At 61.4% G+C, this 26,126-nt stretch carries 28 protein-coding genes; 15 read left to right on the top strand and 13 right to left on the bottom strand.

Translation table 11 applies throughout. From position 1 onward, the window contains the following. The first annotated feature begins 32 nt into the window (after positions 1-32). The 11 genes from HZA03_07210 to HZA03_07260 all read left to right on the top strand — a co-directional run bounded on the left by HZA03_07210 (position 33) and on the right by HZA03_07260 (position 9,572). Complete coding sequence (locus HZA03_07210) at positions 33-836, top strand: TIM barrel protein (protein ID MBI5637739.1); 804 nt, start codon at positions 33-35, stop codon at positions 834-836. Then, positions 833-1,348, top strand: a complete 516-nt coding sequence (cobU, locus tag HZA03_07215; protein MBI5637740.1) for a bifunctional adenosylcobinamide kinase/adenosylcobinamide-phosphate guanylyltransferase — start codon at positions 833-835, stop codon at positions 1,346-1,348. The genes HZA03_07210 and cobU overlap by 4 nt, the downstream gene beginning before the upstream one ends. Before the next feature lie 4 nt (positions 1,349-1,352). Then, on the top strand, positions 1,353-2,405 hold the full coding sequence (gene cobT / locus HZA03_07220; protein ID MBI5637741.1) for a nicotinate-nucleotide--dimethylbenzimidazole phosphoribosyltransferase: 1,053 nt from the start codon (positions 1,353-1,355) through the stop codon (positions 2,403-2,405). 22 nt (positions 2,406-2,427) lie between these two features. Next, positions 2,428-3,156 carry an adenosylcobinamide-GDP ribazoletransferase gene (gene cobS / locus HZA03_07225; GenBank protein ID MBI5637742.1) on the top strand — a complete coding sequence of 243 codons (729 nt, stop codon included), beginning with the start codon at positions 2,428-2,430 and terminating at the stop codon, positions 3,154-3,156. A 165-nt stretch (positions 3,157-3,321) separates the two neighbouring features. Beyond that, positions 3,322-3,507 (top strand): hypothetical protein, encoded by a 186-nt coding sequence (locus tag HZA03_07230; protein ID MBI5637743.1) that lies wholly within the window; start codon positions 3,322-3,324, stop codon positions 3,505-3,507. Positions 3,508-3,651: 144 nt separating this feature from the next. Further along, complete coding sequence (locus HZA03_07235; protein ID MBI5637744.1) at positions 3,652-4,623, top strand: hypothetical protein; 972 nt, start codon at positions 3,652-3,654, stop codon at positions 4,621-4,623. 176 nt (positions 4,624-4,799) lie between these two features. Then, positions 4,800-5,132 (top strand): carboxymuconolactone decarboxylase family protein, encoded by a 333-nt coding sequence (locus HZA03_07240; protein ID MBI5637745.1) that lies wholly within the window; start codon positions 4,800-4,802, stop codon positions 5,130-5,132. Positions 5,133-5,134: 2 nt separating this feature from the next. Then, entirely contained in the window at positions 5,135-6,103 is a 969-nt protein-coding gene (arsS, locus tag HZA03_07245; protein ID MBI5637746.1) for an arsenosugar biosynthesis radical SAM protein ArsS, read from the top strand. Positions 6,104-6,482: 379 nt separating this feature from the next. Further along, positions 6,483-8,237 (top strand): GTPase HflX, encoded by a 1,755-nt coding sequence (gene hflX, locus HZA03_07250; protein MBI5637747.1) that lies wholly within the window; start codon positions 6,483-6,485, stop codon positions 8,235-8,237. Between the two features lie 157 nt (positions 8,238-8,394). After that, complete coding sequence (locus tag HZA03_07255) at positions 8,395-9,234, top strand: sel1 repeat family protein (GenBank protein ID MBI5637748.1); 840 nt, start codon at positions 8,395-8,397, stop codon at positions 9,232-9,234. After that, a complete protein-coding gene (locus HZA03_07260; protein ID MBI5637749.1) occupies positions 9,231-9,572 on the top strand; it encodes a hypothetical protein in 342 nt (113 codons plus the stop codon). Before HZA03_07255 ends, HZA03_07260 begins: the two co-directional genes overlap by 4 nt. 55 nt (positions 9,573-9,627) lie before the next feature. On the opposite strand, the gene HZA03_07265 is transcribed toward HZA03_07260, so the two are convergent. The 8 genes from HZA03_07265 to HZA03_07300 all read right to left on the bottom strand — a co-directional run bounded on the left by HZA03_07265 (position 9,628) and on the right by HZA03_07300 (position 18,975). Beyond that, a complete protein-coding gene (locus HZA03_07265) occupies positions 9,628-10,338 on the bottom strand; it encodes a CsgG/HfaB family protein (protein ID MBI5637750.1) in 711 nt (236 codons plus the stop codon). Between the two features lie 52 nt (positions 10,339-10,390). Then, positions 10,391-11,734, bottom strand: coding sequence for a hypothetical protein (locus HZA03_07270; protein ID MBI5637751.1), 1,344 nt, complete (start codon positions 11,732-11,734; stop codon positions 10,391-10,393). Between the two features lie 271 nt (positions 11,735-12,005). After that, positions 12,006-14,096 carry an adenosylmethionine--8-amino-7-oxononanoate transaminase gene (gene bioA / locus HZA03_07275; protein ID MBI5637752.1) on the bottom strand — a complete coding sequence of 697 codons (2,091 nt, stop codon included), beginning with the start codon at positions 14,094-14,096 and terminating at the stop codon, positions 12,006-12,008. Beyond that, the gene (locus tag HZA03_07280; GenBank protein MBI5637753.1) at positions 14,093-14,866 is read right to left on the bottom strand and encodes a methyltransferase domain-containing protein; all 774 of its coding nucleotides are present in this window, start codon (positions 14,864-14,866) and stop codon (positions 14,093-14,095) included. The genes bioA and HZA03_07280 overlap by 4 nt, the downstream gene beginning before the upstream one ends. Then, the gene (locus HZA03_07285; protein ID MBI5637754.1) at positions 14,863-15,642 is read right to left on the bottom strand and encodes an alpha/beta fold hydrolase; all 780 of its coding nucleotides are present in this window, start codon (positions 15,640-15,642) and stop codon (positions 14,863-14,865) included. The genes HZA03_07280 and HZA03_07285 overlap by 4 nt, the downstream gene beginning before the upstream one ends. 25 nt (positions 15,643-15,667) lie before the next feature. Beyond that, positions 15,668-16,138 carry an SsrA-binding protein SmpB gene (smpB, locus tag HZA03_07290; protein MBI5637755.1) on the bottom strand — a complete coding sequence of 157 codons (471 nt, stop codon included), beginning with the start codon at positions 16,136-16,138 and terminating at the stop codon, positions 15,668-15,670. Between the two features lie 59 nt (positions 16,139-16,197). After that, positions 16,198-17,286 (bottom strand): SPOR domain-containing protein, encoded by a 1,089-nt coding sequence (locus tag HZA03_07295; protein ID MBI5637756.1) that lies wholly within the window; start codon positions 17,284-17,286, stop codon positions 16,198-16,200. 33 nt (positions 17,287-17,319) lie between these two features. After that, positions 17,320-18,975, bottom strand: a complete 1,656-nt coding sequence (locus HZA03_07300; protein MBI5637757.1) for an arginine--tRNA ligase — start codon at positions 18,973-18,975, stop codon at positions 17,320-17,322. Between the two features lie 144 nt (positions 18,976-19,119). Between HZA03_07300 and HZA03_07305 the strand changes: the two genes are divergently transcribed. From HZA03_07305 to HZA03_07320, 4 genes are read left to right on the top strand one after another with little or no spacing between them, the layout of a single operon-like run. Then, the gene (locus tag HZA03_07305) at positions 19,120-19,767 is read left to right on the top strand and encodes a hypothetical protein (protein MBI5637758.1); all 648 of its coding nucleotides are present in this window, start codon (positions 19,120-19,122) and stop codon (positions 19,765-19,767) included. Beyond that, positions 19,745-20,503, top strand: a complete 759-nt coding sequence (locus HZA03_07310) for a biotin--[acetyl-CoA-carboxylase] ligase (protein MBI5637759.1) — start codon at positions 19,745-19,747, stop codon at positions 20,501-20,503. Before HZA03_07305 ends, HZA03_07310 begins: the two co-directional genes overlap by 23 nt. Positions 20,504-20,508: 5 nt before the next feature. After that, entirely contained in the window at positions 20,509-21,273 is a 765-nt protein-coding gene (locus HZA03_07315; protein MBI5637760.1) for a type III pantothenate kinase, read from the top strand. 4 nt (positions 21,274-21,277) lie between these two features. Further along, on the top strand, positions 21,278-21,859 hold the full coding sequence (locus tag HZA03_07320) for a TIGR00730 family Rossman fold protein (GenBank protein ID MBI5637761.1): 582 nt from the start codon (positions 21,278-21,280) through the stop codon (positions 21,857-21,859). A gap of 154 nt (positions 21,860-22,013) precedes the next feature. Here the strand turns inward: HZA03_07320 and HZA03_07325 are convergent, their stop codons facing one another. The 5 genes from HZA03_07325 to HZA03_07345 form a co-directional block, all read right to left on the bottom strand. Then, the gene (locus HZA03_07325) at positions 22,014-22,757 is read right to left on the bottom strand and encodes a carbonic anhydrase (protein MBI5637762.1); all 744 of its coding nucleotides are present in this window, start codon (positions 22,755-22,757) and stop codon (positions 22,014-22,016) included. A 157-nt stretch (positions 22,758-22,914) separates the two neighbouring features. Continuing rightward, entirely contained in the window at positions 22,915-23,586 is a 672-nt protein-coding gene (locus HZA03_07330) for an ABC transporter ATP-binding protein (protein ID MBI5637763.1), read from the bottom strand. A 16-nt stretch (positions 23,587-23,602) separates the two neighbouring features. Continuing rightward, positions 23,603-24,949 (bottom strand): hypothetical protein, encoded by a 1,347-nt coding sequence (locus HZA03_07335; protein ID MBI5637764.1) that lies wholly within the window; start codon positions 24,947-24,949, stop codon positions 23,603-23,605. A gap of 13 nt (positions 24,950-24,962) precedes the next feature. Continuing rightward, a complete protein-coding gene (locus HZA03_07340; GenBank protein ID MBI5637765.1) occupies positions 24,963-25,757 on the bottom strand; it encodes an outer membrane lipoprotein-sorting protein in 795 nt (264 codons plus the stop codon). A 2-nt stretch (positions 25,758-25,759) separates the two neighbouring features. Then, positions 25,760-26,116 carry an ABC transporter permease gene (locus HZA03_07345; protein MBI5637766.1) on the bottom strand — a complete coding sequence of 119 codons (357 nt, stop codon included), beginning with the start codon at positions 26,114-26,116 and terminating at the stop codon, positions 25,760-25,762. Positions 26,117-26,126: the final 10 nt, after the last annotated feature.

A 26,126-nucleotide genomic window follows, 5' to 3' on the forward strand; every position in this document is an offset into this window, starting at 1 on the left:
CGCGATAACCATTTTTCAGTGAAGGGGTTTTGATGCCGTTTGCCGACAATCCGCTGGATGCCTATCGTGGCGCGTTGGACGCCTTTCCCGTCAGGATGGGCGTTTCCTCATTCGTTTGGCCCGCCGGTTATGCCGAAAACGCCAAGCGCCTCAAAGGGGTTTTTGGAGAGGTGCAACTGCTGGCATATGAAGCGCTGGATCAATCCCCGGTAACCGATGACGAATTGCGCCAACTGGCCGCGCTCAAGGACGGCGGGTTTTCCTACTCGCTCCACCTGCCGGCCCCCAGCGGTTTGGCGGCCCCCGGCGGCGCCGGCGAAGCGGCCATCATCAAGGCGGTTGAAACCTTCGCCCCGGCCGGCATCGGCAACTACGTGCTGCACATAGAGCAAAACGGCCATTTCGACCTGCCGCTCGCCGCCAAACGGCTGGAGCGGATTTTGAAGAAGACCGGCGTCGCCCCGGAGCGCATCTGTGTGGAGAACACCGTCGGCACCCCCTTCGCCCCGGTGTGGGAGGCCGTGAAGGGGCTGGGCGTTTCGGTCTGCTTTGATATCGGCCACCACATTTACGAAAAGGGCGAGCCGCTCGCCTTCATCGATACCTACGGCCGCCGGATACGGATGTGCCATATTCATGGCGTGGCGGACCGCGACCACCGCCCGCTGTCGGCCCTGCCGGAGGAAACGCTTACCGCCGTCCTTGCCGCCGTGGCCGATTGCAAGCCGGCCGGCGCGGTGATCATAGAAAATTTTTCGGTGGGGGACGTGGTGGAATCGGTCCGCTGCCTTGCCCACGGCGCGCGCCGGTTTTTTAACGTGGCGGCGCAACAATGAAGACGCTGATCACCGGCGGGGCGCGCGGCGGCAAAAGCGCCCACGCGCTTATGCTGGCGGATCAATCGCCGGGCGCGAAAATATTTATCGCCACCGCCGAAGCGCGCGACGCCGAAATGCGCGCCCGCATCGAAAAACATAAAACCGAGCGCGGCGCCCGGTGGATCACCGTGGAGGAGCCGCTGGCGGTGGCCGAAGCGGTGGCGGCGCATGGCATAGCCGGAAACTGTATCGTGATAGACTGTTTAACGCTGTGGACCAGCAACCTGCTGGAACAGGCCGATGACGCCGCGTTCGCCCGCAAGGCGGACGAGCTGGCCGCCGTGGTTATGAACGCGGCGGCGGCGGTGATCGTGGTGACGAACGAGGTGGGGCTGGGCATCGTGCCGGCCGACCCGCTGTCGCGCGCCTATCGCGACCGTTTGGGATTGGTGAACGCCCGGCTGGCGGCGGCCTGTGGCCGGGTCATATTGATGGTGGCGGGGTTGCCGCTCATGATAAAGGGGAAATGAAACCATGAAACGGATAGAGCAATACATCGCCGGCATCGAGCCGGTGAACACCGCGCGCGACGCCGAGGTCCAGGCGCACCTCAATAATCTCACCAAGCCCCTCGGCTCGCTGGGGCGGCTGGAGGATTTTGCCGCCCGCTTCATCAGGGCCTCGGACAGCTACCCGCCGCGCCTGAAAAAAAAGGCGATCTACATCATGGCGGCCGACCACGGCGTTTGCGCCGAAGGGGTGAGCGCCTTCCCGGCGGAAGTAACTCCGCAGATGGTGCTCAACTTCCTGCGCGGCGGCGCCGGCATCAATGTGCTGGCGCGCCACACCGGCTGCGAAACCGTGGTGGTCGACATGGGGGTGAATTACGATTTTGAAAACACGCCGGGGCTGGTCAACCGGAAAGTCGCCAAAGGAAGCAAAAACATCGCCAAAGAAGCGGCGATGACCGAAAAAGAACTTGAGCAGGCCATTTTCGCCGGCATCGGCCTCGCCGAAGAAGCGGCAAAAAACGGCGTCGATATCATCGGCACGGGGGACATGGGGATCGGCAACACCACCCCCTCCACCGCGCTGTATGCCGCCATGCTGGGGCTGTCGCCCGATACCATCGTCGGCCCCGGCACCGGGCTGGACGCCGCGGGCATCGCCCGCAAGACCGAAGTGCTCAACCGCATTCTCGCGCTGCACACGCCGTTCGCTTCGCCGCTCGACGCCCTCCGCAAAGTGGGCGGGCTGGAAATCGCCGGGCTGACCGGCCTCATTCTCGGCGCGGCCAAAAACCGGATACCGGTGGTGGTGGACGGATTCATCTCGATGGCGGCCGCCATCGTCGCCATTCGCAGCGCGCCGCCGGTTCATCAGCGGGTCTTCTTCGCCCATTTCTCAGCCGAGCGGGGGCATCGCCGCATCTGCGAAGAGGTGGGGGTGAAGCCGATACTCGACCTCGATATGCGGCTGGGGGAGGGAACCGGCGCGGCGCTTGCCATCGGCATTATCGAAGCGTCCGTGAAAATCTACAACGAAATGGCCACCTTCGGGGGCGCCGGCGTTTCCACCGCGCTGTGAGCGGCGGGGCGCGTTTCCGCCGATGCTGAAACCGCTGCACCTGGCATTCACGTTTCTTACGCGTCTGCCGTTGCCGCAGGTGAAGCAATACGGTGCGGCCGATTTCGGCGCGTCGTTCGCCTTCTTCCCGCTGGCGGGGGCCGTTATCGGCGGCATTGCGGCCGCCGCCGCATACGGACTGATGGCGGCGGGGGCCGACCCGCGCGTTGCCGCATTCGCCGCGCTGCTGCTGCTGACGCTGGTCACCGGCGCGTTGCACCTCGATGGCTTGGCCGACTCGGCGGACGGCCTGCTGAGCGGCAAAGGGCCGCAACGCGCGCTGGAGATCATGAAGGAGCCGTTCACCGGCCCGTTCGGCTACACCGCCATTTTCCTTGTCCTTATCGGCAAGTTCGCGGCGCTCTGGCTGCTCTGCGAACAGGGCCGGTTCGCCGCCATCGCCGCGGCGCTCGCCTTCTCCCGCTGGAGCATGATGGTGGCCGCCTGCAACGCCCCCTACCCCCGCGCCACCGGCACCGGCGCGGCGTTCGTCGGCAAATTTTCGGCGGTAACAATCCTCATCGCCACGGCGACCGTTCTTGCCGGCGGCTTTGTGATTGACCCGAAAAAACTGGCGCTCTTCGCGGCGGTGGCGGCGGGAACGGCGCTGGCGCTGCGGAAGTTCGCCGAAAAGCGGATCGGCGGGGTGACCGGCGACATACTGGGAGCGGTGAACGAAACCGCCGAAACGCTTCTCCTGCTCGTGGCCTGACTTCCAGGCGGTATCGGCCAAATAATTAATTTGATTATTTCCGGTATGGCTGGGGTACAATTCGCAACCGGCAATAATTAAACGAATTTTACCGCGGGACACTGGTTTGCCGCGCATGTTGCGCGGCGGTTCCGCGGTAATGGTTGTACACCTTGGAGGATTCCCATGAAAAAGTTCCTGACTATCGCTTTTGTGGCCGCCGCTTTCACCTGCTTCGTTGCCCCGGCGTTCGCTGAAGAAGTGAAGGCCGAAGAAAAGAAAGTCGAAAAGAAGGCCGACAAGAAAGCCGCCAAAACCGAAGCGAAAGCTGAAGTGAAGGCCGAAGAAAAGAAAGCCGAAGAAAAGAAATAACCCTTTTTTCTTTGTCATCCTGAACGCAGCGAAGGATCTCTTTCCGGAAAGGGATTCTTCGCCTGCGGCTCAGAATGACAGAAGCGTGTAAATATGTTTGGCCGACGGCGCGGCGGCGCGGTAAACTGTCGTTCCATAAACCCGATGAAAACGATATTCCGGCCCGTGATTGCCGTGGCGCTGCTCGCCCTGACGCCGCTTTTGGCGGGAGAGGCGCGCGCCACCCAGATATTCGCCGATCAGACGGGGAAAAACTGCGACTACTGCCATATCGGCCGCCCCGACAATCTTGAGTTCACCGCCGACGGCAACCTGTTCGTCCGGAATTATTATCAGCTTCCAAACACCGCGAGTGGAAAGCCGAAGAGCGGCCTGGGCGCCGCGCTTGAACGGAAAATCCGCCATCTGCTGCTGGCGATCCATGCCGCGGCGGCGGTGGCGCTGGCGGGGGCGGCCATCTTCCTCGGCTTTGTGCCGCGCCCGCTGGCGCGGGAGGATATTTCCCCCACGGAGCGCAAATTCATCTGGACATCGATGGGGCTGGCCATCGGCTGCGGCGCGCTACTCGTTCCGTTCGTCTATGTGCCGGGAAACGATTTCTGGCATTCCACCTACGGCACTTTTCTTGGCCTCAAGATTGTCCTGACCAACATGCTGGTTCTGCTTATGACGATCAGGCTGATCGTGGCGCGCCAGACGGCGGGACGGCGCAAAGAGGCCGAGATACTGCTGGCCTTGCCCGATTTTTCCCGGTTCAAGGCGTTTTCACCCGGCGACCTCAAACTCTTTAACGGCCGCAAGGGGCGGCGCGCGCTCATCGCCTTCAAGGGGAAGGTATACGATGTGACCGAATCACGCCATTGGAACAACGGCTTGCATATGAACAAGCATAGCGCCGGGGCCGACCTGACCGGCGCCATTGCCGCCGCGCCGCACGGTGAAGCGGTGCTCCACGCCGCGCGGGAAGTGGGAACATACGATCCTTCTCTGACCTCATCGGGCAGCGGGGAGTTGCGGCGGCTCGACGCGTATGTGGGGCGGTTCAATACCCTCTCTTGGGCTTCCGCCGCCGTGGCGGCCGGGCTGGCGGTCACGCTGGCTTTCTGGCGTCTATAACGCCGCCGGGCTGGCGGTTCTTGTGTTACAATCACGAAAAATGGCGGTATCTTTGTTTGGAAAATAACGCTTGTTACGCGGGCGTTGTCATCCTGAGCCGAAGGCGAAGGATCTCTTTCCGGAAAGGGATTCTTCGTCGCTTCGTTCCTCAGAATGACAAGAGTAAAGGAGAAATAATGGAAACATATTACAATCCGGCGGATCTCGAAAAATTTGGCGACATGGGGAAGGATGCCCCGGAACTGTGGAAGGCTTTTTCGCAGTGGTACGGCAAGGTCTTTCAGGAGGGCGCCCTCACCCAACGGGAAAAGGCGCTCATCGCTTTAGCGGTCGCCCACGCCGTGCAATGCCCCTATTGCATCGACGCCTACACCAAAGACTGCCTTGAAAAAGGCTCCAACACCGGCCAGATGACCGAAGCGATCCATGTGGCCGCCGCCATCAAGGGGGGCGCGGCGATGGTGCATGGAGTGCAAATGCGCAACGCCGCGGAAAAAATCTCGTTTTGACGATGCCCGCCGCCATCACGCCGTTCGACGACGCGCTCAAATCGTGCAACCTCTACCCGTTGAGGGCCGAAGGCATCGCCACGTTGCAGGTGAATTTGGGCAAAAAGTGCAACCAGGCCTGCCACCACTGCCACGTCGAAGCCGGGCCGAACCGCACCGAGATGATGGGGGATGCGGTGATGGAACGCTGCCTGAGCCTGCTGAAGGAAGAACGGATACCGGTGCTGGACATCACCGGCGGCGCGCCGGAGATGCACCCCCGCTACCGGACGTTTGTCGAAAGCGCGCGCGGCACCGGCGCGGCGGCCATGACCCGGTGCAACCTCACCATCCTGCGCGAACCGGAAATGCACGGCCTTCCCGCGTTCTGGAAAACGCATAACGTCATTGTCGTCGCCTCGCTCCCTTACTTCCGCCGGGAAGAGACCGACGCGGTGCGGGGCAAAGGCGTTTTTGAAAAATCCATCGAAGCCCTTAAGCATCTCAACGAAACGGGCTATGGCATCGAGGGGAGCGGGCTTACGCTGAACCTCGTCTACAATCCGGCCGGGGCGTTTCTCCCCGCGCCGCAGGAGCCGATGGAGCGGCAGTTCCGCGCCGAGCTGAAAAGAAACCACGGCGTCGCCTTCAACCACCTGTTCGCCATGAGCAACATGCCGATAGCCCGGTTCAAGGATTACCTCAACCGGAAAAACGCCCACGACAGCTACCTGCTGCGTCTCGCGGGGGCCTTCAACCCGGCGGCCGCCGAAAACGTGATGTGCCGTTCGATGGTATCGGTCGGGTGGGACGGATTTTTGTTCGACTGCGATTTTAACCAGATGCTCGGCCTGCGGGTCAACCACGGCGCCCCCTTCCACATCAACGACTGGAACCAGCGCGCCCTCGCCGGGCGGCAGATCGTCACCGGCGCGCACTGCTACGGCTGCACCGCCGGTCAAGGCTCCAGTTGCGGCGGGGAGATTTCTTGAAACGGCTGTTACCCCTTTTTCTGGCCGTTCTCTTCGCCGCGGGTTGCAGCTACCGCCTCGCGGGGCAGGGGAGCGGCCTTCCCGAAGGGATCAGGAGCATCGGCATTCCCGTATTTGAAAACGATGTGCAGCAGCCGAACCTCGATATCACCGTTACGCGGGCGGTGACCGAAAAATTCATCAGGGACGGCCGGCTGGCGGTGGTGGACGGCGGGGCCGACAGCCTCTTGCTCGGCGCCATTAAAAGCTACTCGTTGGAGCCGGTCGCCTTCGACAGCCTCAACCGGGTTTCCCAATACCGCGTTAAGATGACGGTGAAGGTTACATTCACCGACAACGCCGGTAAAGGAATCGCGTTCGACCGCGAACTGCGGGTGCAGTGGGATTACAACGTCGGCGCGGATATTCCGGCGGCCGAAACCGCCCGCAATCAGGCGGACAGGGAGGCGGCGGACTACTTGGGCGACCGGCTGGTCGGACTCATACTCGAAGGTTTTTAACGGCAAGGAGCTGCGCCATTTCCCACACGGTTCACGGCAATATCGCGGGGCTGCCGCACGCGGCCCTCAAAAGCCTCGAGCGCGTCTACCGCCGCAAAATCCCGTCCGGCCAGCTCATCACCGACGAACTCCTGACGTACATCGCCAAGCTCTCGCGCGAGCTGGCGCGGCAAATCGGCCTGCTGATCGACCGCAAGGGGAAAATCACCCACGTCATCGCCGGCAACGACCATCAGATCGTCATCCCGAATCTGGGGCAGCGCCGCGTGGCCGGCAAACGGCTGGCCGGCTACCGCTGCATACATACCCACCTGAAGGGGGAGCCGGTCACGCGGGACGACCTGAACGACCTCCTGCTGCTGCGGCTGGACGCGATGGCCGCCATCGATGTGCGGCCGGACGGCACGGCGGGAAAACTGCACCTCGCCCACATCGAGGCGGGGGAAGAAGACCGCTACACCATGCACGGCGCGCTCACCCACCCGCTGGCGGAAGAGCTGTACCAGGGGCTGATCGAGCAGGTGGAGCGCGACCTCGAAAAAACCGTCATCGCCAAAAAGGTGGAGACGGAACAGAGCGCGCTGTTGATACACGTTTCCAACAAGCCGAAGCTGCAAATGGACATCTCGCTGGACGAACTGGCCGAACTGGCCCGCAGCGCCGGCATCGCCGTGGCGGGGCGGGTGACGCAGCGGCGCGACGTGCCGGATCCGAAATTCCTGATGGGGCACGGCAAGATGCAGGACTTCATGATAAAAGCGCTCTCGCTGGGGGTCGACATGGTGATATTCGACACCGAACTGACCCCCGCGCAGATAAAGGCGATTTCCGATTTCACCGATCTGGAAGTCGTCGACCGGACGCAGCTCATCCTCGGCATTTTCGAGAAGCGCGCCACCAGCCGCGACGGCAAGGTGCGCATCCAACTGGCGCAGATGAAATACCTGCTGCCGCGGCTGGGCGCGAAGGAATCGGCCCTCTCGCGCATACGCGGCGGCATCGGCCTGCGCGGCCCCGGCGAGACGACCGCCGAAACGCAGCGCCGCCACCTGCAAAGCCGGATCACCCAGTTCGAGCACGAACTGGAAAACCTGAAAAACCGCCGCGCCCAAAAACGGAAAAAACGCGGCCGCGCCGAGGTGAAAACCGTTTCGATACTCGGCTACACCAACGCGGGAAAATCGACGCTGCTCAACCGGCTCACCGGCAGCGACCTGCTGGTGAAAGACCTTCTGTTCTCCACGCTCGACCCGGCCACGCGGCGGCTCTGGCTGCCGAACGGCAAGGAAGCGGTCATCAGCGACACGGTGGGGCTTATCCGCAACATGCCTGAATCGCTGCGCGGCGTTTTCCGCGCCACGCTGGAAGAGCTGGCCGAATCGGATATGCTCATCAACCTCGCCGATATTTCAAACCCCGAACTGGACGCGCACATGAAAGTCACCGAAGAGATCATCGAGGATATCGGCTTGGCGGAAATTCCGGTCATCACGGTGTTCAACAAAATAGAGCTGGCGGACGCGGAACAGGCCGAAAACATCTGCCGCCGCCACGGCGCGCTCGGCATCAGCGCCGCCACCGGCCAGGGGCTGGAAGAGCTTAAGCGGAAAATCGCCGACGCCCTTTTCGGATAGCCGCACCGCTTGTCATTCTGAGCACGTTCGCTCCGCTCAGTGTAAACTCCGCGAAGAATCCCTTTCCGGAAAGAGATCCTTCGCCTTTGGCTCAGGATGACAGGGGGCCGCCCCATTTTGCTTGCGCCTCCGCGCCGTATCATTTACCCTTTTCCCAATGACAAACGAACAGGAACCTCAATTGAATAAAAATCTGGACGTGGACCAAATACGCGCCTTCGCGCAGCAGGGCGATATGAACGCGCAGTATCTCCTCGGCGAACTGCTGCGGACGGGCGAGGGGATGGAGCCGGACCTCGCGGAATCGGCCCGCTGGTACCGCGCCGCCGCGCAGCAGGGACACGTATGGGCCGCCAACAATCTCGGCCTCATGCTGCACAACGGCGCGGGGGTGGAGCAGGATTTTAAGGAGGCCGCGCACTGGTTCAAGCGGGCGGCAGATCAGGGGCTGGCCGAGGCGCAGAGCAATCTTGCCCTCCTGTATTGCGGCGGACACGGCGTACGGCAGGACTTTAAAGAGGCGAACCGGCTGTTCACGCTGGCCGCCGGCGAGGGGCTGGCCGAGGCGCAGAACTCGCTCGGCGGGCTGCATTTCCACGGCCACGGCGTTGAGCGGAATTTCCTCGAAGCGGCCCGCTGGTATGAGGAAGCGGCCGGCAACGGCCACTCCGGCGCGGCCTACAACCTCGCGCTGATGTTTTACAACGGTCACGGCGTCCGGCGGGATTTTAACCGCGCCCTTTCGCTTTTCGAGGAGGCGGCGGAGGGGGGCACCGCCGAAGCGGCGTACAACATCGGCGTGATGTACCAAAACGGCAGCGGCGTGAAATTGGACGAGGAGCGCGCGGTGGAATGGTTTTACAGGGCGGGGCAAATCTATCTGGCCAACGGCATGCGCGAGCCGGCCAGCGAAGCGGCCAGCGCCATCGAAAGCTGCATCGCCGGGCATCCGCTGGCCCAAAAGCTGCTCGCCGAAATCTTCGGGGAAAACGAATGAGCGAACCGCTCTCGCTGCCAAAAACACTTGCCGCATACGGCACGGAAGCGTTCAATGATACTCTGGCGCGCGAACTGCTGGATAACCTCTGGAAACTGCCGCTGGAAAAGCTGTGCAAAAAAGGGGGATGGCCCTACAAAGACGGCCCCTTCTCGCTGTACGATATTGATGTGGAAGATCGTGGCGGCGCGTTGCACATCACTTGCGGCGTCAGCTTCGAGGAGGCCGTTCCCACCTGCTGCGCCGGCGGCGGCATCACCGACACCCGCATGGGCAACCTCACCCTCACCATCGACAAGAAAACCGCCCTCGCCGAAGCTGCCGTCACCGCAATATAAAAAAACAGGGCGGCCCTTTTAAAGGAGCCGCCCCGTTGTCATGTCCAATCGTTGGCTATTCGTCGAGGTCGATAGCTTCCTTGGTCTTCTTGCGGCGCTTTTCCTCTTTCTGTTTGTACTTGTCCATGCAGTCGTCCTTGTCCACCATGGCGCATTCGAGGTATTCGGATATCTCCACCACGCAGGCGCGGATCGCCTTGCCCGCCGGGGTTTTCTCCTCTTTTTTCAGGTTGCCGCCCAGCCCGCTCTTATAAAAGCCGACGCTGAGGCCGCCGCTGCCGGACTTTCCTTCGATCGTGCGGGAAAGCTCGATCTCGCCCGTGGTGGTATCGATGACCCGGATATCGACCGCGAGGTATGCGGTTCCCTTATCGCCGCCGACGCTGATGCCGCCGAAGCTGAGGCCGCCGCCCGTGCTGGAGGTGTCTTCTTCATACGCCGACACGGTTCCGTAAACGATATACTGCGCGCCGGTCAGGTTGCCGGCCTTGGCCGCCTTTTTGGGATTCACCTTGCCGGATTCGGCGAGATCCTGTTCGTCCAGAACCCCTTTCAGCTTATCCCGCTCCACCAGCGAGAATTTTCCGCTGGAGGAAAGCTCGTTGCTCAGCATCGAGGCGAGGTCGTCCCCCACCCCGCCATGCCACCACCCGGCGTGGGTGTTGTTGCGAAACTCCTTCACGCCGAGGGAAATTTTATCTTTCTTGGCGAACGCCGCCGGCGCGGCGCAAAAAAACGCCGCAAGCATCACCATACACACCCGCATCGCAATCCGATTCATCCGCACCTCCATAATGTATTTTGGTTTCATTCCGCCGTTATTGCGCCGGGGCGGCGCTTTTCGCCGCCAGCGCCTCGAACGCGACAGCCGCGTCGGCGTCCGAGCAGCCGGGGCATTGCGCTTCGTCGTCAAAAAGATCGTCATCCTTCGTCACGCTGTAAATCCGCAGCCCGAGGACATAATTCCCCCTCGCTTTCATCACCGAGGGGATCGCGGCGTAGGACGCGCCGAGCGCGTTCGCCACGTCCGCCACGCAATGGTCGTCTTCGTGGCAGTTGTTCGCCTTATAATTTTCCACGGCCTTGTTTTCGGCGGCTTCCACCTTCTTGCCGCTGAATATCTGATAGTTCTTGCCCAGTTCTTTCTCCACCCCCTTGGCGAACAGCTTGCGCACGTCGGGCGGTATCACCCCGTTCACGTTGAGGCTCATCAACACCATCGATGCGCCCGCCGCGGCCCCTTTGGGGGCTCCCCCCTTGGCGGCAATGGCGCCGCCCGCGGCGACAAAGGACTTCGCATCCCCCTGATAGGCGTAGGCCGCCTTTACGATGGCGATGGCGGCGCCCCCTTCCCAGACGGGCTCCGCCACCGGCTTTCCTCCCTGATCCATATACGATTTAGCCGCCAGCTTGAGCCCGGCATCCAGCATGTTCTTCGCCTGCGGCAGCGGCACGGCCAGCACATCGGGCGGCAGATCGCCCAGGCGGGCCACCAACCGGTTCAGCGCCACCTTGCGCGCAAGAACCAGCGCCTTATCTTCCGCCTCGGCCTTGCTCTGCTTGGGGGTCTTGTTGTCGGTCCCCGGCGTTTCGCCGTAGGCGATCTGCACCACCGGTTTTTTCAGCACGAACTCCATCAGCGCCGCCTTGCGCGCGTCGGCTTCCGCCGCGGTTTTCGGCTCTTTCGCTTTTGCGTATTCATCGGTTTTAACGCGGAGCTGGGTTTCAAAAGCGGGATCCACCCCCTGAATGGCGTTCACGAGGTCGCGCAGCTCATCCATATCCACCTTGCCGGCAACGTCGATGCAGTGGGTATCTTTGGGTTTTTCATAAAAATCCGAAAACCGCGGGTCGACGATCCGCCCCGCCACCGTGGTTTCCACGATCCGTATGATGCTCTGGTGCTCTTCTTTGGCATCCGTGCCGGAAACATCGACAAAAAGGTTTTGGCTCGATACCATCGCCGATTCGATGGCGTTTTTCACCGCCTTGTCTTTGGCCAGCTTGCGGGCGGCGGCGACGGAGAACGATTCCCCCATTGCCTGGCAGCCGGTCCCTTTCACCGCGGTCATGTCCTTGGCGTGCGCCGGAACGGGCATCATGGCGAGAAACGCCACTAGAGCGGAAAGTGAAATGCGGGTCAAAACCGTGTTTCGTGTCATGCAATCCCCCCTTTACGGGAATCATAATTTATGGAGGGGAAATTAACAACCCGTGGAAAAAAAGGGTAGTGGGTCAGGTTGAAATTAACTTGGCAACGAAGTAGTCCCCTCCTTTGCAAGGAGGGGATACAGGGGAGGTTTTTAACCCCTCCCGCACCTCCCCTTGCACCGCAAGGGGAGGAAAAAGAACATGATAATTCAAACTGACACACTGCCCGCGTTCTTTGAAAAATTTGGCGCTTGAGCCGGCTTTATCGGCGGTAAAGCGAAGCTATGCGAAATCGCCGGTGACGGTGGCGACGGAGTGGTAGAGGATGTCGGCCATCTTCTTCAGCTCGCCCTGCGTGCTGCTTAAAATCGGGAAGAGCACCATGATGTCGCCCAGCGGGCGGACGATCAGCCCCTGCCGCCGCGCCTCCATAGCCACCGCGTGGCCGGTGCGCAGGTGCGGGGCGAACGGTTCGCGCGTTTCGCGGTTTTTCACCAGTTCGATCCCGACGATCATCCCCTTGTGGCGGACGTCCCCCACATGCGGCAGGTTCTCGAATTTCACCAGTTCGTCCAGCAACTGAAGGCTCCGCGCCTCCACTTGCGCCAGCACCTTCTTTTGCCGGAACATCTTCAAACTTTCCAGCGCCACCGCGCAGGCCGGCGGATGGCCGGTGAAGGTGTGGCCGTGGAAAAAGGTTTTCTTCTCCTCATAGCCGCCCAAAAACGCCTCGTACACCTTTTCGCTGGCCATCGTGGCGGCCAGCGGCAGCACCCCCGCCGCGAGGCTTTTCGAGAGCGCCATCAGATCCGGCTGCACCTCTTCATGCTCGCAGGCGAACATCCGCCCGGTGCGGCCGAAACCGACCGCCACCTCGTCCGCTATCATCAGGATGCCGAATCGGTCGCACACCTCGCGCGCTTTTTTCAGGTAGCCGTGCGGGGCGGTGATGACGCCGCCGGGACACTGCACAATCGGCTCGATGATGAGCGCGGCGATCTTTTCGTGGTGCATCTCGGCCATCCGCTCCAGTTCCGACGCGCAGGCGAGCGCGCAGTCCGGATACGTCTTGCCCAGCGGGCAGCGGTAGCAGTGCGGCGCGGGGGCGAAAAAAACATCCGCCAATAGCGGCCCAAACACGCGGCGGTAGAGATCGACCCCGCCCACCGCGACGGCCCCCAGCGTATCGCCGTGGTAGGCGCCGCCGATTGCCAAAAACTTGGTCTTCTTCGATTTCTTTCCCAGCGTGTTGCGGAAATACTGCACCGACATTTTCAGCGCCACCTCAACCGCGGTGGAGCCGTTGTCGCTGTAAAACACGCGCGTGAGATTATGCGGCGTGATCTCAGTCAGCCGCTGGGCCAGCTCTATGGCGGGCCGGTTGGAAAGTCCCAAAAAAGTGGCGTGATCCAGCCGGGCCGCCTGCTTGGCCAATGCGCGGGTAAGGCGCGGGTGGCCGTGGCCGTGTACGTTCACCCAGTAGCTGGAATGCCCGTCGTAATACCCCTCGCCTTCCAGGTCGGCGAGCCGGACGCCGTTGCCGCGGCTGACGATGAGCACCGGTTCCTTTTCCCACTCGCGCATCTGGGTGAACGGATGCCAGACGTGCTGGCGGTCCATCCGCTCCAGCCGCTGCTGGAGCAGGGAGGCGTTTTCCCGGTCGATGTATTCCACCAGCTTCGCGCCATCGAAACAGTTTGCCGCGGCGCGGCGCAGTTCGAGGTAATCGGGAATCTTGCGCGCCAGCCCCTTGCAGTAGGGGAGCACGCCCCACACCGGAACATTGCAGTTCTTCTCAAGAAATTTCAGGTCGACCGGCGGGTTGTCTTTCGGGTCGGTCTCCACCGCCACGATGCCGGCGATTTCCACGCCGTAGGTTTCGGCGGCCAGCACGGTGGCGAGCGTCTGGTGGATCATCCCCAACTTTGTGCTGGTGACGATCACGGCGGGAATGTTGAGCATCTTGATGACATCGGCCCAAAACAGTTCGTCGGTGAGCGGGGTCATAAGCCCCCCCGCCCCTTCCACGACCACCATGTTGCGCTGTCCGGAAAGGGCGCGGAACGCGTTGACGATCCTGGCCGGTTCGATGCGGCGGTTTTCGGCCAGCGCCGCGTGATAGGGGGAAAGCGGCAGCGAAAAGGCGTAGGGCATGGCGAGGTCGTCCTTGTCGCTCGTGCCGGCCATGATGCGCATGAAGTCGAGGTCGGGCGAAACGGCTTTCTCCCCCCGCACCGGAGCGCCGGTCTGAACCGGCTTCATCACCGCCACGTCGTACCACTCTTCCGCCAGCAGGTGCGCCAGCGCGCCGGCCACCACGGTCTTGCCGACGCCGGTGCCGGTGCCGGTGATGAACAGCCCCTTATGCTTCATGCGCGCTCCCCTTCAAAATAGGCTATTTCCCACGTTGCCGTGATACCGCCGCCGGCCGCCGGATAATAGCGGCGTGTTTTTGCCAGGATGTCGCGGCGCGGCGCGTTTTCGGGCCGGCCGGCCGCGGCGGCGCCGGTTCCCTTGAGCGCGGCGAAAAGTTCGTCCACGCCGGCGTACCGCCGCACGGCGGTTTCGCTGTTCCAGCGTATACGGCGGAAGCCCTCGCATTCCATAAGCTGTGCCAGCCGGGCGGGAGCGGCAAGCGGCAAAAAATTCGCCGGGCGGCCGGTACACTCCATGCAAGCGGCGGCATATGCTTCGCGCAATTCCGCCAGCGTCCCCTCCGCCAGCGTGGCGAAAAAAAGCCGCCCGCCGGGGCGCAGCACGCGGGCGGTGGCGCCGAAAAATCCGGGTTCGGCGGCGGCCCACTGGAATGCGAGCGATGAAACCGCCGCGTCGAACGTTCCATCGCGGAACGGCAGACGTGCCGCGTCGGCCACCGCCACCGCCCGTATCCCCGCATTGCGCGTTTCGCGCGCCATCGGCAAGGCGATGTCGATGGCACAGACACGGGCGGCGGACCAGCGGTTCAACGCATCGAGCGACGTGAAGCCGGTGCCGCAGCCTATGTCGAGAACGCGGCACGGCGCCTCCGGCATTTGGGCAAATTCGGCCACCAAGCGGCGCGATACCTCTTTTTGCAGCGCGGCGTGGCGCGCATAGGTCCGCGCGCCGCGGGCAAAGGATTTTTTTATGCGTGCCGGAATCATTCCAAAAATGTCTCCAACACGCGGTTAAAAAGTTCCGGGCGGGTAAGAAACGGCGCGTGGCCGCAACCCGGAATAAGAACGATATTCGCGCGTGGCGCCAGAAACCCCGACCATACCCCCGTTACCTCCACCGGAATGATTCTATCATCCCGCCCGTGGACTATCAAAGACGGAACGGCGATCCGCCGCAGTTCTTCGCGGATGTCGGACACGTGCAAATCATCCAGCAAGGCGAGCGCCGATGCGCGATCCGGCGCGTGGACGAAAAAAAGCTCCTTGATAACCGCTTCCTCCTCCGGCGAAATGGCTTCCCCGCCGGCAAAGAACGTGAGAATGAAGCCGCGCAAAACGTTTTCGAAATCGGCGCGCATCTGACGGGCGAACCATTTCGATTTGGCGGCGGGAACACCCCACCGGTCATCTTTCGACGGCGCGGTAAAACAGGGGGTGCCGGAAACAAGCGCCAGCTTCGCCACCCGCGCGGGGTTCAACAGGGCCGCATGGCACGCAACCTGAGCGCCAAGCGACCAGCCGATGAGCACCGCCCCTTCCAGCTTTTCTTCGTCGAGAAAGCGGGCCAGCTCTTCCCCGCAGCGGCGGATGGTGATCGGGCCTTCCAGCGGCGCGCTCAACCCGTGACCGGGAAGATCCACGGCGAAAACGCGGTGGGTGCCGCCAAAATGATCGAACTGCTTTTGCCAGACCGCGCCGCTCATCGCCCAGCCGTGGACGAAAACAAGCGGAGTCCCCTGTTCACCGCCGCGCCGGACGTTCATCCCGGATTACTCACAGCGTAGCGGTTCATTTGTTTATTTTGTACTGGCGCTCCGTTTCCCGGTCGAGCGCTTTATTCTTCAGCGTTTCGCGCTTGTCGTGCATCTTTTTTCCGCGGCCGAGGCCGAGCTCCACCTTCGCATAGTGCTGCTTGAAATAAATTTTCAGCGGCAGGAGCGTAAGCCCTTTCTCCTGCGTCTTTTCGATGAGCTTCACCATCTGCGCCCTGTGCAGCAACAGTTTGCGGGGGCGGGTCGGTTCGTGATTTTGCACATTGCCGTGGGAATATTCGCTGATGTGCAGCTTTTCCAGATAGAGCTCGCCGCGCCGCTCGCTGGCGTAGGCGTCCGCCATCTGAACGTTCCCCTCGCGCAACGCCTTCACCTCGGTTCCTTGCAGGACGAGGCCCGCCTCGACGGTCTCCATGATTTCATAGTTGTGGTACGCCTTGCGGTTCGTCGCCACAATCTTTATCCCGCCGGTGTCTTTTTGCTTCATACGGCAATTCTATCCGGTTTATAAGAATTAAGGGGGTATGGGAGGGAGGGAAAAAACGGTTAAGGCTTTTCGTACGGAAGGACTTTGGCCTTGGCGTGTTCTTTCCGGCCGAATTCGGCGGCGGCGGCATCCGCCTCTTCCTGCGTGGCGTAGGCGCCCGCCATCACCCGGTACCAGGTGTTTTTGGTTGTCACCGTTTTCAGGTAATAGGCCTGATAGCCGCTCTTTTTGAGGGCGGCAACGCGGCTCTTCGCGTCGGCCTCGCTCGCCACCGTTTCAGCCAAAAGGGCGAACTTCGGCTCGGCCGCTTCCGGGGCGGCGGCGGGGGCCGGTTTCGCGGGGGCTTCGGCCGTCACCGGGGCGGCGGCGCCAGGCTCAATGGCATCGGGCTTTGCGTCGGGAGAGGGTTCAACCGCAACGGTCATGGGCCGCAAAGTATCGGGTAACCTGGTTCTGAATGACGATGGCCCCGGCTTGTTTTCCAGTTTTCCGGCCTTGGTATCCTGAACCGGCGCTTCGCCGGTTTCCTTGGGTTCTTTGCGCGGCTCGGCCTTGGGGGCGGCATTTACCTTCTTAACGTCCAGTTGCTTCTTAAGCGGCTCCGGCGTTTTGCGGTGAATGGCATGCACCCTCTTTTTCTTCGGCTTTTCGCGCTTGGCTTTTTTCTCTTTTTTCGGCTCGGCGCTTTTTTCTTCTATCGCGGGAGACGGCTTTGGAGCGGTCTTTTCAACGATGGCGCCGGGGGCGGGAGCCGGCGCGGCGGCCTTGGGCTGCGCGGCGGGGACCGGCGCCGCGGGAACCGGTTGTGGAGCGGCTTCAGGTTTCTTTTCAGCCTTATGTTCGGCTTTCTGCTTCAGCTCTTCTTCGGGGGTCAACGGCACCTGCTTCGGCAGGGTTCCTTCCAGCTTGCTTAATTCTTCCTTCTTGGCCCCATCGGGGAGCGGCATCTCCGTCGCCTGTTCGGCGGGCGGGGCTTCCACCGCCGCCTGCTCCTCCACCTGGGCGTCGTTCTTTTTCGTCAGAAATCCAACCGCCAAAGCCAACACCACGATGGCGGCAATGCTGCCGATTATGACGGTGAGCTGCGTTTTGGAAAAATTGAGTTTATCGGGATTTTGATCCTGATCGTCGTTCTTTTTGGCTGCCATATTTCGGCTATTCTAGCCTAAATTTCTTGGAAGTTACATCTTTTCGGGGGCGGAAACCCCCAACAGTTCAAGGCCGTTTTTCAAAACCGTCCGGACGCGCGCCGCCAGAGCCAGCCGCGCGGCGGTGAGCGGAATGTCGTCCGACAACACCCGGTTAACGGTGTAATACTTGTGCCAAACCCCCGCCAACTCCGTCAGGTAGTGGGTTGTGGCGTGCGGGGCCAGCCCCTTGGCGGCGTCTTCCACCATCGCCGGGAAGAAGAGCGCTTTCTTAATTACCCGCAGATCGTCCTCGTGATTGAGCAACGCCCAATCGGGCGCGGCGGGAAACGGCTCGATGCCGCGCTCCGCCGCCGTTTTGAATATGTTGCTTATCCGCGCGTGCGCGTACTGCACATAGTAGACCGGGTTTTCGTTGCTCTGGCTCTTGGCCAGATCAACATCGAACTCAAGCTGCGCGTCGTAGCCGCGGGTGAGGAACGTGAAGCGGCAGGCGTCCACCCCCACCTCGTCCACCACCTCCTTCAATTCGGTGAACTTGCCGGAGCGGGTGGACATGGCGACAAGCTCGCCCCCTTTTTTGAGCGAGACGATCTGGATGAGCAGCGGCTGGAACGAGGCGGGATTTTTTCCCAGCGCCTTCGCGGCGGCCTTCATCCGCGCCACATAGCCGTGGTGGTCGGCCCCCCAGATGTCGATCAGGCGCGTGAAACCGCGCTCATATTTATCGTCGTGATAGGCGATGTCCGCCGCGAGATAGGTGGTGATGCCGTTGGCCCGCCTCACCACGCGGTCCTTTTCGTCCCCCGCCAGTTCGATGGTCTTCAGCCAAAGCGCCCCGTCCTTTTCGTAGATGGCCCCGTGCTGTTGCAGATGCGCGATGGTTGTTTCCACGGCGCCGGATTCGTGAAAGCTTTTCTCGCTGGCCCAGTTATCGAAGTTCACCCGGAATTTCTTCAGGTCTTCTTTTATGTCGCCGAGGATTTTATCGGCGGTGCAGGCGGTGAAAAAAGGAAGCGACTCGGCGTCGCCCTGCTTCAAAAACCTGTCGCCGTGCGCGTCCTTTATCTCCTGCGCGATATCGCGGATGTAAAGGCCCTGGTAACTGTTTTCCAGCAGGGCATCGTCCCGGCCGAAAAGCTGCTTGTAGCGGATCAGCGTGCTGCGCCCGAGGTTTTCCATCTGGAGGCCGGTGTCGTTGGTGTAATACTCGGCGGTGACGTCGTACCCCGCCTTTTTCAGCAGGCGGGCCAGCGCATCGCCCACCGCCGCGCCCCGCCCGTGGCCGATGTGCAACGGGCCGGTCGGGTTGGCGCTGACGAATTCCACCAGCACCTTTTCGCCGGGAACGGGCGGGAGCGTGCCGAAATCGGAATTGTCGGCGGGGATTCTTGCAAACTCCTCCAGCCACTTTTCCGGCTTCACCGTCATATTGATGAAGCCCGGCCCGGCAATGCTGACGCTGGCGAACAGCGGATGCCCTTTCAGCGCGGCGGCCAACTCTTCGGCTATTTTGCGCGGGTTGCTTTTCAGCGGTTTCGTCATGACCATCGCGGCGTTGGTGGAAAAATCGCCGAATTTTTCTTCGGGTATCTCGATGGCGATGGGCGGCAATTCCCCGCCAAACCCGGCTTTTTGGGCCACCGGGGCAAGCGCTTCCATCACCGCGTCGCGTACAGCTTTTCTCATAGGGTGCCCATTATCGCCAATTTGACAGGTGAAGGCAAAAGATACCCTTGCCGGGCCAGCGCGCCAATCCCTGTCGGCCCGTTGGGCCGATGACATGCAAGAATGCATGTCCTACCTGGGAAAAGGTACAATACGCGGACGATAATGAAAAAATTTATTCCGCTCACGGTATTCGCCGCCGCCTTCGGGCTGGTGGAAGCGGCGGTGGTGGTCTACACCCGATGGCTCTATTACCCCGATGGCTTCGCTTTCCCGGTGAACGTGCCACCGATGGCGTTCCTTAAAGTGGAGCTATGGCGCGAGCTGGCCACGCTCGCCATGCTTGGCGCGGCGGGCGCGCTGGCCGGACGCGGCGGCTGGCAAAAATTCTCCTTCTTCATGTGGGCGTTCGGCGTGTGGGATATCTTCTACTATATTTGGCTGAACCTCTTCATCGGCTGGCCCGCCTCGCTGTTCGACCCGGACATCCTTTTCCTCATCCCGGTAACCTGGTGGGGGCCGGTGCTCTCCCCCTGCATCGTTTCGGTCTCCATGTGCGTGGCCGCCCTTGTTATCGTGCGGCGCGACGAAGCGGGGCGGACGCCCGTTCTGAAACCGCTCGACGTAATCGGCGTCGCCATCGGCGCGTGCATCATCCTCTACACATATATGGCGGATGCCGCCATCATCACGGCGGGCGAAATGCCGCCGCCATACCGCTGGGGACTTTTTTTGGTCGGCGAAATTTTTGGCGTTGCCGCCTTCATCAACATGCTATCGAGAAAGCCGGATGGACGAAGCGCTGCTGGTTGAACGCCTCCGCGCCGCGCGGTGGCAGGAGATCATCATCCTCGATGAGGTGGAGAGCACCAACGGCTACGCCCTGCAACTGCTGGCGGAGGGAACGCTGCGCGACGGCGCGGTGATTATCGCCAACCGCCAAACCGCCGGGCGCGGACGCTTCAAGCGCGCGTGGTTCTCCGATGGCGGGCTGGCGCTCACCGTGACGGTGATAAGCCCGGAACCGCCGCACCGCGTGGGGCCGGTCACGCTCAACGCCGGGGTTGCGGTGGCGAAGGGGCTTAAAAACGCCACCGGGCGCGATTTTTATCTGAAGTACCCCAACGACGTGATGAGCGAAAAAGAGCACGGCAAGAAAATCGCCGGGATTTTGGTGGAAATGAAGCCGGCCCAAGGGGGAACGGCGCTCATCGTCGGCATCGGCGTGAATGTGGAACAGGAGCGTTTTCCCGATGAAATAGCGCCGATGGCATCCAGCCTGCGCCAGCTGGGATGCGGCACGCGGCGCGAGGTGGCGGCGGCGGAAATCCTCAACGCGCTGGAAGCCGACCTCGAACGCCCATTTTGCGATTTGCGGGAAGAGTGGCTTAATATGGATTGCACCATCGGCCGGCCGGTGCGGATAAAAAACCTCAAGGCGGATGTGGAAGGGATCGCCGCCGGGCTGGACGGCGACGGCGCGCTGCTGGTGAATACCGCGCGCGGAACCGAACGGATAACCGCCGGCGACGTAATTTTCGGGGAGTAAACAGAATGCTGATCGCGTTCGACATCGGGAACACCAACACCGTGGCGGGAGTCTTTGAAAAAGACGCCCTCCGCCAAAAATTCCGCTATCACACCAGCAACATCGAAACGGCGGACGAGCTGGCCCTGAAAATCAGCATGCTGCTCAAAGAGCAGGGCATCGAAAAAAAAGACATTGCCTCCGTCATCGTCTGTTCGGTGGTTCCCGCCCTCACCGGGGCATATGTCGATATCGCAAAGCGGATATTCGGGGCCGATCCCATCGTTGTCGGGCCGGGGATAAAAACCGGCATCGCCCTCCTGTATGACAACCCGCGCGAAGTGGGGGCCGACCGGATCGCCAACACCGTCGGCGGCTTCGTCAAATACGGGGGGCCGCTCATCGTGGTGGATCTCGGCACGGCGATAACCTTCGACGCCGTTTCGGCGAAAGGCGAGTACCTCGGCGGCGTCATCGCGCCGGGGATCGACGCCTCGATGCTCTCGCTCTCCAAGCGCGCGGCGCAGCTGCCGCAGGTGGGGCTGGAGAAGCCTTCCCGGGTTATCGGCAAAAACACCGTGGCGGCCATGCAAAGCGGCGCGGTATTCGGCTTTTGCGGCTTGATCGACACCATCGCGCGGAAGATGCAAAAGGAGATGGGGGGAAATCCCAAGGTGGTGGCGACCGGCGGCCAGAGCTATTGGCTGAAAGAGGTGAGTGAAACCATCGAAGCGGTCGACCCCGACCTCACGCTCCACGGGCTTTTGGAAATCTGGAAACGGAACCAGTGAGGCGATGAAAAATATCTGCGTGTTCTGCGGCTCCAGCGCGGGGGTGTTGCCCGCGTATGCCGCCGCCGCGCGCCGCATGGGACAGCTCATCGCGCAACGGGGAATGGGGCTCGTCTACGGCGGGGGGGACGTCGGCCTCATGGGCGAAACCGCCAAAGGGGCCTTGGGGGAAAAGGGAAGCGTTACCGGCGTGATTCCCGCCAGCCTCGTCGATAAGGAAATACGGCAGAACTTGCTCACCGAACTGCTGATCGTGGACAACATGCACCAGCGCAAAGCAAAGATGGCCGATCTCTCGGACGCCTTCGTCACGCTTCCCGGCGGGCTTGGCACGCTGGAAGAGTTTTTCGAGGTGCTGTCGTGGGCGCAACTCGGCCTGCATAAAAAGCCGTGCGCGCTTCTGAATGTGGAAGGGTACTACAACGGACTCATCGACTTTTTGAATCACGCGGTGGAGCACAAGTTCGTTTCCCCCGCGCACCGGCAACTGGTGTTGGTGGAAAAAACCCCCGAGGCGTTGCTGGACGCCATCGCCACCTTTCAACCCCCCGCCGTCGATCTCTGGATCAAGCGCGGCGACATATAAAAAAGCCCGCGGGTGTTGAATCCCGCGGGCCGTTTGATACGCGAAAACCTTCTTAGAGTCATCCCCTCCTTCGCAAGGAGGGGATACAGGGGAGGTTTTTTAACCCCACCTCAATCCTCCCCTCAAATGAGGGAAGGAAGCTTTGAAATCGGACTTAGTGCTTGTGCGCGGCGTGGCCTTCGTGGCCGCCGCCAAGCAGCTTCGCCTGATCGGGGTGTTCGCCCATCCATTCCACTTTGCCATCGGCCAGGTCGTACACCGCGCCGACAACCTTCACTTTGCCCGAGGCGACAAGGTGGCGGATCTCTTCGCTGCGGGTGAGCATATCGGCTATCGATTGCAGCACGTTCTCGGTGATGGCGCGGTTTATCAGGTCGTCGCCTTCCAGCCGCTTGTCCTTCGCGCGCTTGGCGGCGGGGACGATGTTATCGACCAACTGCGGGATGCTGCCGCCGACCTTATCCCCCTTCACCACGGCGGTGACTGCGCCGCATTTCTTGTGACCAAGCACCACGATGAGCGGTGTGCCGAGGTGGCCCGCGCCGTATTCCACGGTGCCGATCTCATCGGTATCGGAAACGTTGCCCGCCACGCGGATGACGAACAGGTCGCCGATGCCGCGGTCGAACACCAGCTCAATCGGCGCGCGCGAATCGGAACAGCCGAGGATGCTGGCAAACGGATGCTGGCCGCCCTTGGTCTCGTCGCGGCGGGCCTGCGAAACGTTCGGACTGGTCAACTTGCCCGACATGTAGCGGGCGTTGCCTTCTTTCAACATGGCAAGGGCCTGATCCGGCGTGGGGCCGGCGGGCGCGGCTTCCTTACCGGCGGCAAAAACCGCCAGCGGCGAAAGAACAAACATGATGGCGAATGCCAAAGTAACCATGGACTTTTTCATCTGCGACTCCCCTCCCAATAATGATTAACTACCCGTTTGAATATGCTTTGAATTTATACCCCAACCGTGGAATAAACGGGGAGCATTTTTTCAGAAGGGCCGGAACGGGCGCGGCTTTGGCGCACCCGTCCTTTACACGCGTTCATGGCGGTCATGTTCAGCCTTCCTGTATCTTTCCGTCCAGTATCCGTATCACGCGGCGCGCGTCGGCCACGATATTGTGGTCGTGGGTGGCGAACACCAGCGTCACCTTCTGGTCGGCATTGAGCCGCTTCATCAATTCAACGATCTCATGCCCGGTCTTTGAGTCAAGGTTGGCGGTCGGCTCGTCGGAAAGGATGATGCCGGGGTTGGTGACCAGCGCGCGGGCAATCGCCACACGCTGGCGCTGACCGCCGCTCAATTCTTCGGTCTTGTGGTTTGCCCTATCACCCAGCCCCACCCGCTTGAGGATGGCGTGCACCCGCTCCCGGCGCTCCTCCTTCGATACCTTTTTCAGCACAAGGGGGAATTCCACGTTGCCGTAAACGCTTAGCACCGGGATAAGGTTGAATGACTGGAATATGAAACCGATGTTGTCGCGGCGTATTTGCGCCAGGCGGTCATCATCCAGCCGGTTCACCTGCACGCCGTCCATCAGTATCTCCCCGGAAGTCGGCTGGTCGAGCGCCCCCATCAGGTGCAGCAACGTCGATTTGCCGCTGCCCGAAGGGCCGACAAGGGCGACGAATTCCCCCTGCGCCACCACCAGGGATGCCTGGTGCAGCGCGTGTACCGTGGTCTGGCCCAGCTTGTATTCCTTGCTCACCGAGTTCAAACGAATTTCCATGACATCCTCCTTGTGTTTAAAAACTTGCCTTTATCCCGATTTCGAACAACCCCTTGTACGGGCTGTTGCCAAATTCGGAGCCACTGTCCCCCTCGTTGTACAAATAAACGGCGCGGAGTTCGTAATAATCCGAAACGGCGTATGCGATCTCCGCGCGTGTGGAGGAGGATCCGTCCCCGGCCAAGAGCGAACTGAAACCAAAGGTGTACTTTTCCCAAAACTCCTTGGTGAAATTGGCCAGCAGGTAATTCCTGTCCATGCCCAGCGGAACGAAATCCCCCGTAATGACCGGATCGAAACCATTGCCCAGACGCGCATCGGCGGTCCGGAAATAGTTGGCGCGCTCCCCGGCGGAGTAACCCTGGCCGTTGTGGAAATATTCCGCGAAAAAGCCCGATCTGCCCCCCAGTCCGAGTGATAGGCCGGCAACACCCTGGAAATATCCATCGTCCTTGCGCCTCGCCACACCGTCCGCCGCATAATAGTTCCGGTAGTTCCGCGCAAAGTTGGCCGCTTCCATATAGAGCGTTATGCCCGGCACCGACACGGTGGCGAACGATGCACCGGCCATCCGCTCATAAGGTCGGCCATCGGCATAATTGCCGCCGTCAAAATAGTAGAGGGCGTAGTCGGTATCCGCCCCCGCGCCGCCCCATTTCAGTCCCCAACGGTTCTGGTTGCTGTTCCAGTCCGCATCGAAGTTGCGGGTAAGGATGACATCCATACTTCCCCAAGCGGTGCGGTGGCTTCCCCATGCCATCGGCTGCCCTTCGGTCTGGTATCCGGGATTGATGGGGTCGCGCGGCGGGGCAATCACGTTCACGGGATTGAACCCCTGCGCGTGCCCCCAATTGACGCGCCGCTTGCCGATGCTGGCGAACAGGTCATCCCCTTTCCAGTCGGCGAACAGTTCATCCACCCGGGCCTCTTTTTGACGTTGCGCGCCGTTCGCCGCCAGATAGCTCCCCGATGCGGCGAATCCCTTGAACAGCCAGCGGACCGTTTCCCGCCGGTCAATATGATCGGACATGGTCAGCCGCGTTTCCGCGGTGCCGATATTCCGCTTAAGCTCCATGATGCGGTTGTCCGGGTTGATGCGGGAACCATCGTTAATCGAGGCCGCGAATTCCCTAATAAAAACCTCGGCCCGCGCCTGTGGCCCGCGCGAGGGGCTTTTGAGCCGCGCCTCGTCCGGCGCCGCCACCTGCGGCTTCCCTTCGATGACGGTAAATGGGTCCTCCTGCCCGAACGGATCCTGCGCGGCGGGCGAAGCAACTTCCGCTTCGGCTGCGTGGGCAACCAGCGGCGACATCCATCCCGCCATGATCCAGAGCGCCGCCAGAAACAGGCAAACGCTTTTCATGGCATCCTCCGCTTCACCGCTTCATCAGCGCGCCCGGGGTGAAGGTCTCCTCCGGATACGCCACATTCGGGGTGTATTTGAGAAACCGTATGACCGTCTTCTTGTCCTTCTCCAGCACGCTGCTCATCACGAAGGTATCCGGCATGCCCTCCACCAGCTTCCCGGTGGAACGCATGTCCAGCCGTTTGAGAAGCTGTTGCGAAAAAGTGTAGTAGTCCCGCCGGAGCGGCGCGAAATCCCCTTTGCGTACCCAATAGACGATCTTTGCGTATGCGGTGTCCTCGCTTTTCGCCTCCAACTCCAGCTTCCAGGTATCCACGCCGTTGAGCTTTTCGCTTCCGGCGATGCTGGCGGTGTATTCGGCGCTGAGCCGCGGAGAGAGAATGTCGGTGTTGGAAAAATCGCTGTTCGACAGGCTGTTTGATTCCGCGATCTTCACCGCCTTGTTGATGTTGGGCAGGAACAGCCAGTAGTTCTTCCTTCCCGCCTGCAACATCTTCTCTCCCTGGTTCCGGGGGGGATGGGTGGTTTCAACGAGCACATGGTAGTTGTCCAGATACTTGATGTTCATCTTGTAGCTCGACCGCAGTTCGCTCTCGCGGTAGACCTGCAACTCAAACTCCACGCGGGAATTCCTGAGATTCAGATCCCAATGGTCGTCAGCGCGATCCAATATTTGCAACGCGGTTGGTTCCGCTTCGCCGGCGAAACCGGCACGCGGCGCGGCCGCCCACAACATCCCGGCGGCCAACAACAGTGTCAATAAGCGCGCCGCCACGCCAACCGCCCGTTCTTTTATCGTTTTCATGGTTACACCTCCGTTAACGCCTGAACCGGACTCATATTTGCCGAGGCCGACGCGGGCCACCACGCGGCGAACAATCCGACCACGAACGGCATAATGGCGCCAAACGCGCTCATCACCGGATCGATGACCGGCACGACGGATATCGCCTCATTGGTTCCCGGCGGCGGCGGCAGGGGAACCCCGCCATGAGCGGCCACCAGCAGGGTCAGCCCGGTCGCCAGCATGAGGCCCGCCGCGGCCCCGATGCCGCCGATAATGAACCCTTCGGCAAGAAACAGGCGCCGCACCTGTCCTTTTTCCATGCCTATCGCGCGCATCGTCCCTATCTCCCGTTTCCGCTCCATCACCGCCATCGCCATCACATTGCCG

The sequence above is a fragment of the Nitrospinota bacterium genome, assembly GCA_016217735.1.
Taxonomy (GTDB): domain Bacteria; phylum Nitrospinota_A; class UBA7883; order JACRGQ01; family JACRGQ01; genus JACRGQ01.

Coding starts and splice junctions, on each gene's coding strand:
- HZA03_07340 (MBI5637765.1), bottom strand. CDS start 25,757: ATGAAAACGATAAAAGAACGGGCGGTTGGCGTGGCGGCGCGCTTATTG.
- HZA03_07210 (MBI5637739.1), top strand. CDS start 33: ATGCCGTTTGCCGACAATCCGCTGGATGCCTATCGTGGCGCGTTGGAC.
- HZA03_07285 (MBI5637754.1), bottom strand. CDS start 15,642: ATGAACGTCCGGCGCGGCGGTGAACAGGGGACTCCGCTTGTTTTCGTC.
- smpB (MBI5637755.1), bottom strand. CDS start 16,138: ATGAAGCAAAAAGACACCGGCGGGATAAAGATTGTGGCGACGAACCGC.
- bioA (MBI5637752.1), bottom strand. CDS start 14,096: ATGAAGCATAAGGGGCTGTTCATCACCGGCACCGGCACCGGCGTCGGC.
- HZA03_07295 (MBI5637756.1), bottom strand. CDS start 17,286: ATGGCAGCCAAAAAGAACGACGATCAGGATCAAAATCCCGATAAACTC.
- HZA03_07230 (MBI5637743.1), top strand. CDS start 3,322: ATGAAAAAGTTCCTGACTATCGCTTTTGTGGCCGCCGCTTTCACCTGC.
- HZA03_07260 (MBI5637749.1), top strand. CDS start 9,231: ATGAGCGAACCGCTCTCGCTGCCAAAAACACTTGCCGCATACGGCACG.
- HZA03_07335 (MBI5637764.1), bottom strand. CDS start 24,949: ATGAAAAGCGTTTGCCTGTTTCTGGCGGCGCTCTGGATCATGGCGGGA.
- HZA03_07300 (MBI5637757.1), bottom strand. CDS start 18,975: ATGAGAAAAGCTGTACGCGACGCGGTGATGGAAGCGCTTGCCCCGGTG.
- HZA03_07325 (MBI5637762.1), bottom strand. CDS start 22,757: ATGAAAAAGTCCATGGTTACTTTGGCATTCGCCATCATGTTTGTTCTT.
- cobT (MBI5637741.1), top strand. CDS start 1,353: ATGAAACGGATAGAGCAATACATCGCCGGCATCGAGCCGGTGAACACC.
- HZA03_07265 (MBI5637750.1), bottom strand. CDS start 10,338: ATGCGGGTGTGTATGGTGATGCTTGCGGCGTTTTTTTGCGCCGCGCCG.
- HZA03_07315 (MBI5637760.1), top strand. CDS start 20,509: ATGCTGATCGCGTTCGACATCGGGAACACCAACACCGTGGCGGGAGTC.
- HZA03_07310 (MBI5637759.1), top strand. CDS start 19,745: ATGGACGAAGCGCTGCTGGTTGAACGCCTCCGCGCCGCGCGGTGGCAG.
- HZA03_07255 (MBI5637748.1), top strand. CDS start 8,395: ATGACAAACGAACAGGAACCTCAATTGAATAAAAATCTGGACGTGGAC.
- HZA03_07330 (MBI5637763.1), bottom strand. CDS start 23,586: ATGGAAATTCGTTTGAACTCGGTGAGCAAGGAATACAAGCTGGGCCAG.
- HZA03_07305 (MBI5637758.1), top strand. CDS start 19,120: ATGAAAAAATTTATTCCGCTCACGGTATTCGCCGCCGCCTTCGGGCTG.
- cobS (MBI5637742.1), top strand. CDS start 2,428: ATGCTGAAACCGCTGCACCTGGCATTCACGTTTCTTACGCGTCTGCCG.
- HZA03_07270 (MBI5637751.1), bottom strand. CDS start 11,734: ATGACACGAAACACGGTTTTGACCCGCATTTCACTTTCCGCTCTAGTG.
- HZA03_07240 (MBI5637745.1), top strand. CDS start 4,800: ATGGAAACATATTACAATCCGGCGGATCTCGAAAAATTTGGCGACATG.
- cobU (MBI5637740.1), top strand. CDS start 833: ATGAAGACGCTGATCACCGGCGGGGCGCGCGGCGGCAAAAGCGCCCAC.
- arsS (MBI5637746.1), top strand. CDS start 5,135: ATGCCCGCCGCCATCACGCCGTTCGACGACGCGCTCAAATCGTGCAAC.
- HZA03_07345 (MBI5637766.1), bottom strand. CDS start 26,116: ATGGCGATGGCGGTGATGGAGCGGAAACGGGAGATAGGGACGATGCGC.
- HZA03_07235 (MBI5637744.1), top strand. CDS start 3,652: ATGAAAACGATATTCCGGCCCGTGATTGCCGTGGCGCTGCTCGCCCTG.
- HZA03_07280 (MBI5637753.1), bottom strand. CDS start 14,866: ATGATTCCGGCACGCATAAAAAAATCCTTTGCCCGCGGCGCGCGGACC.
- HZA03_07320 (MBI5637761.1), top strand. CDS start 21,278: ATGAAAAATATCTGCGTGTTCTGCGGCTCCAGCGCGGGGGTGTTGCCC.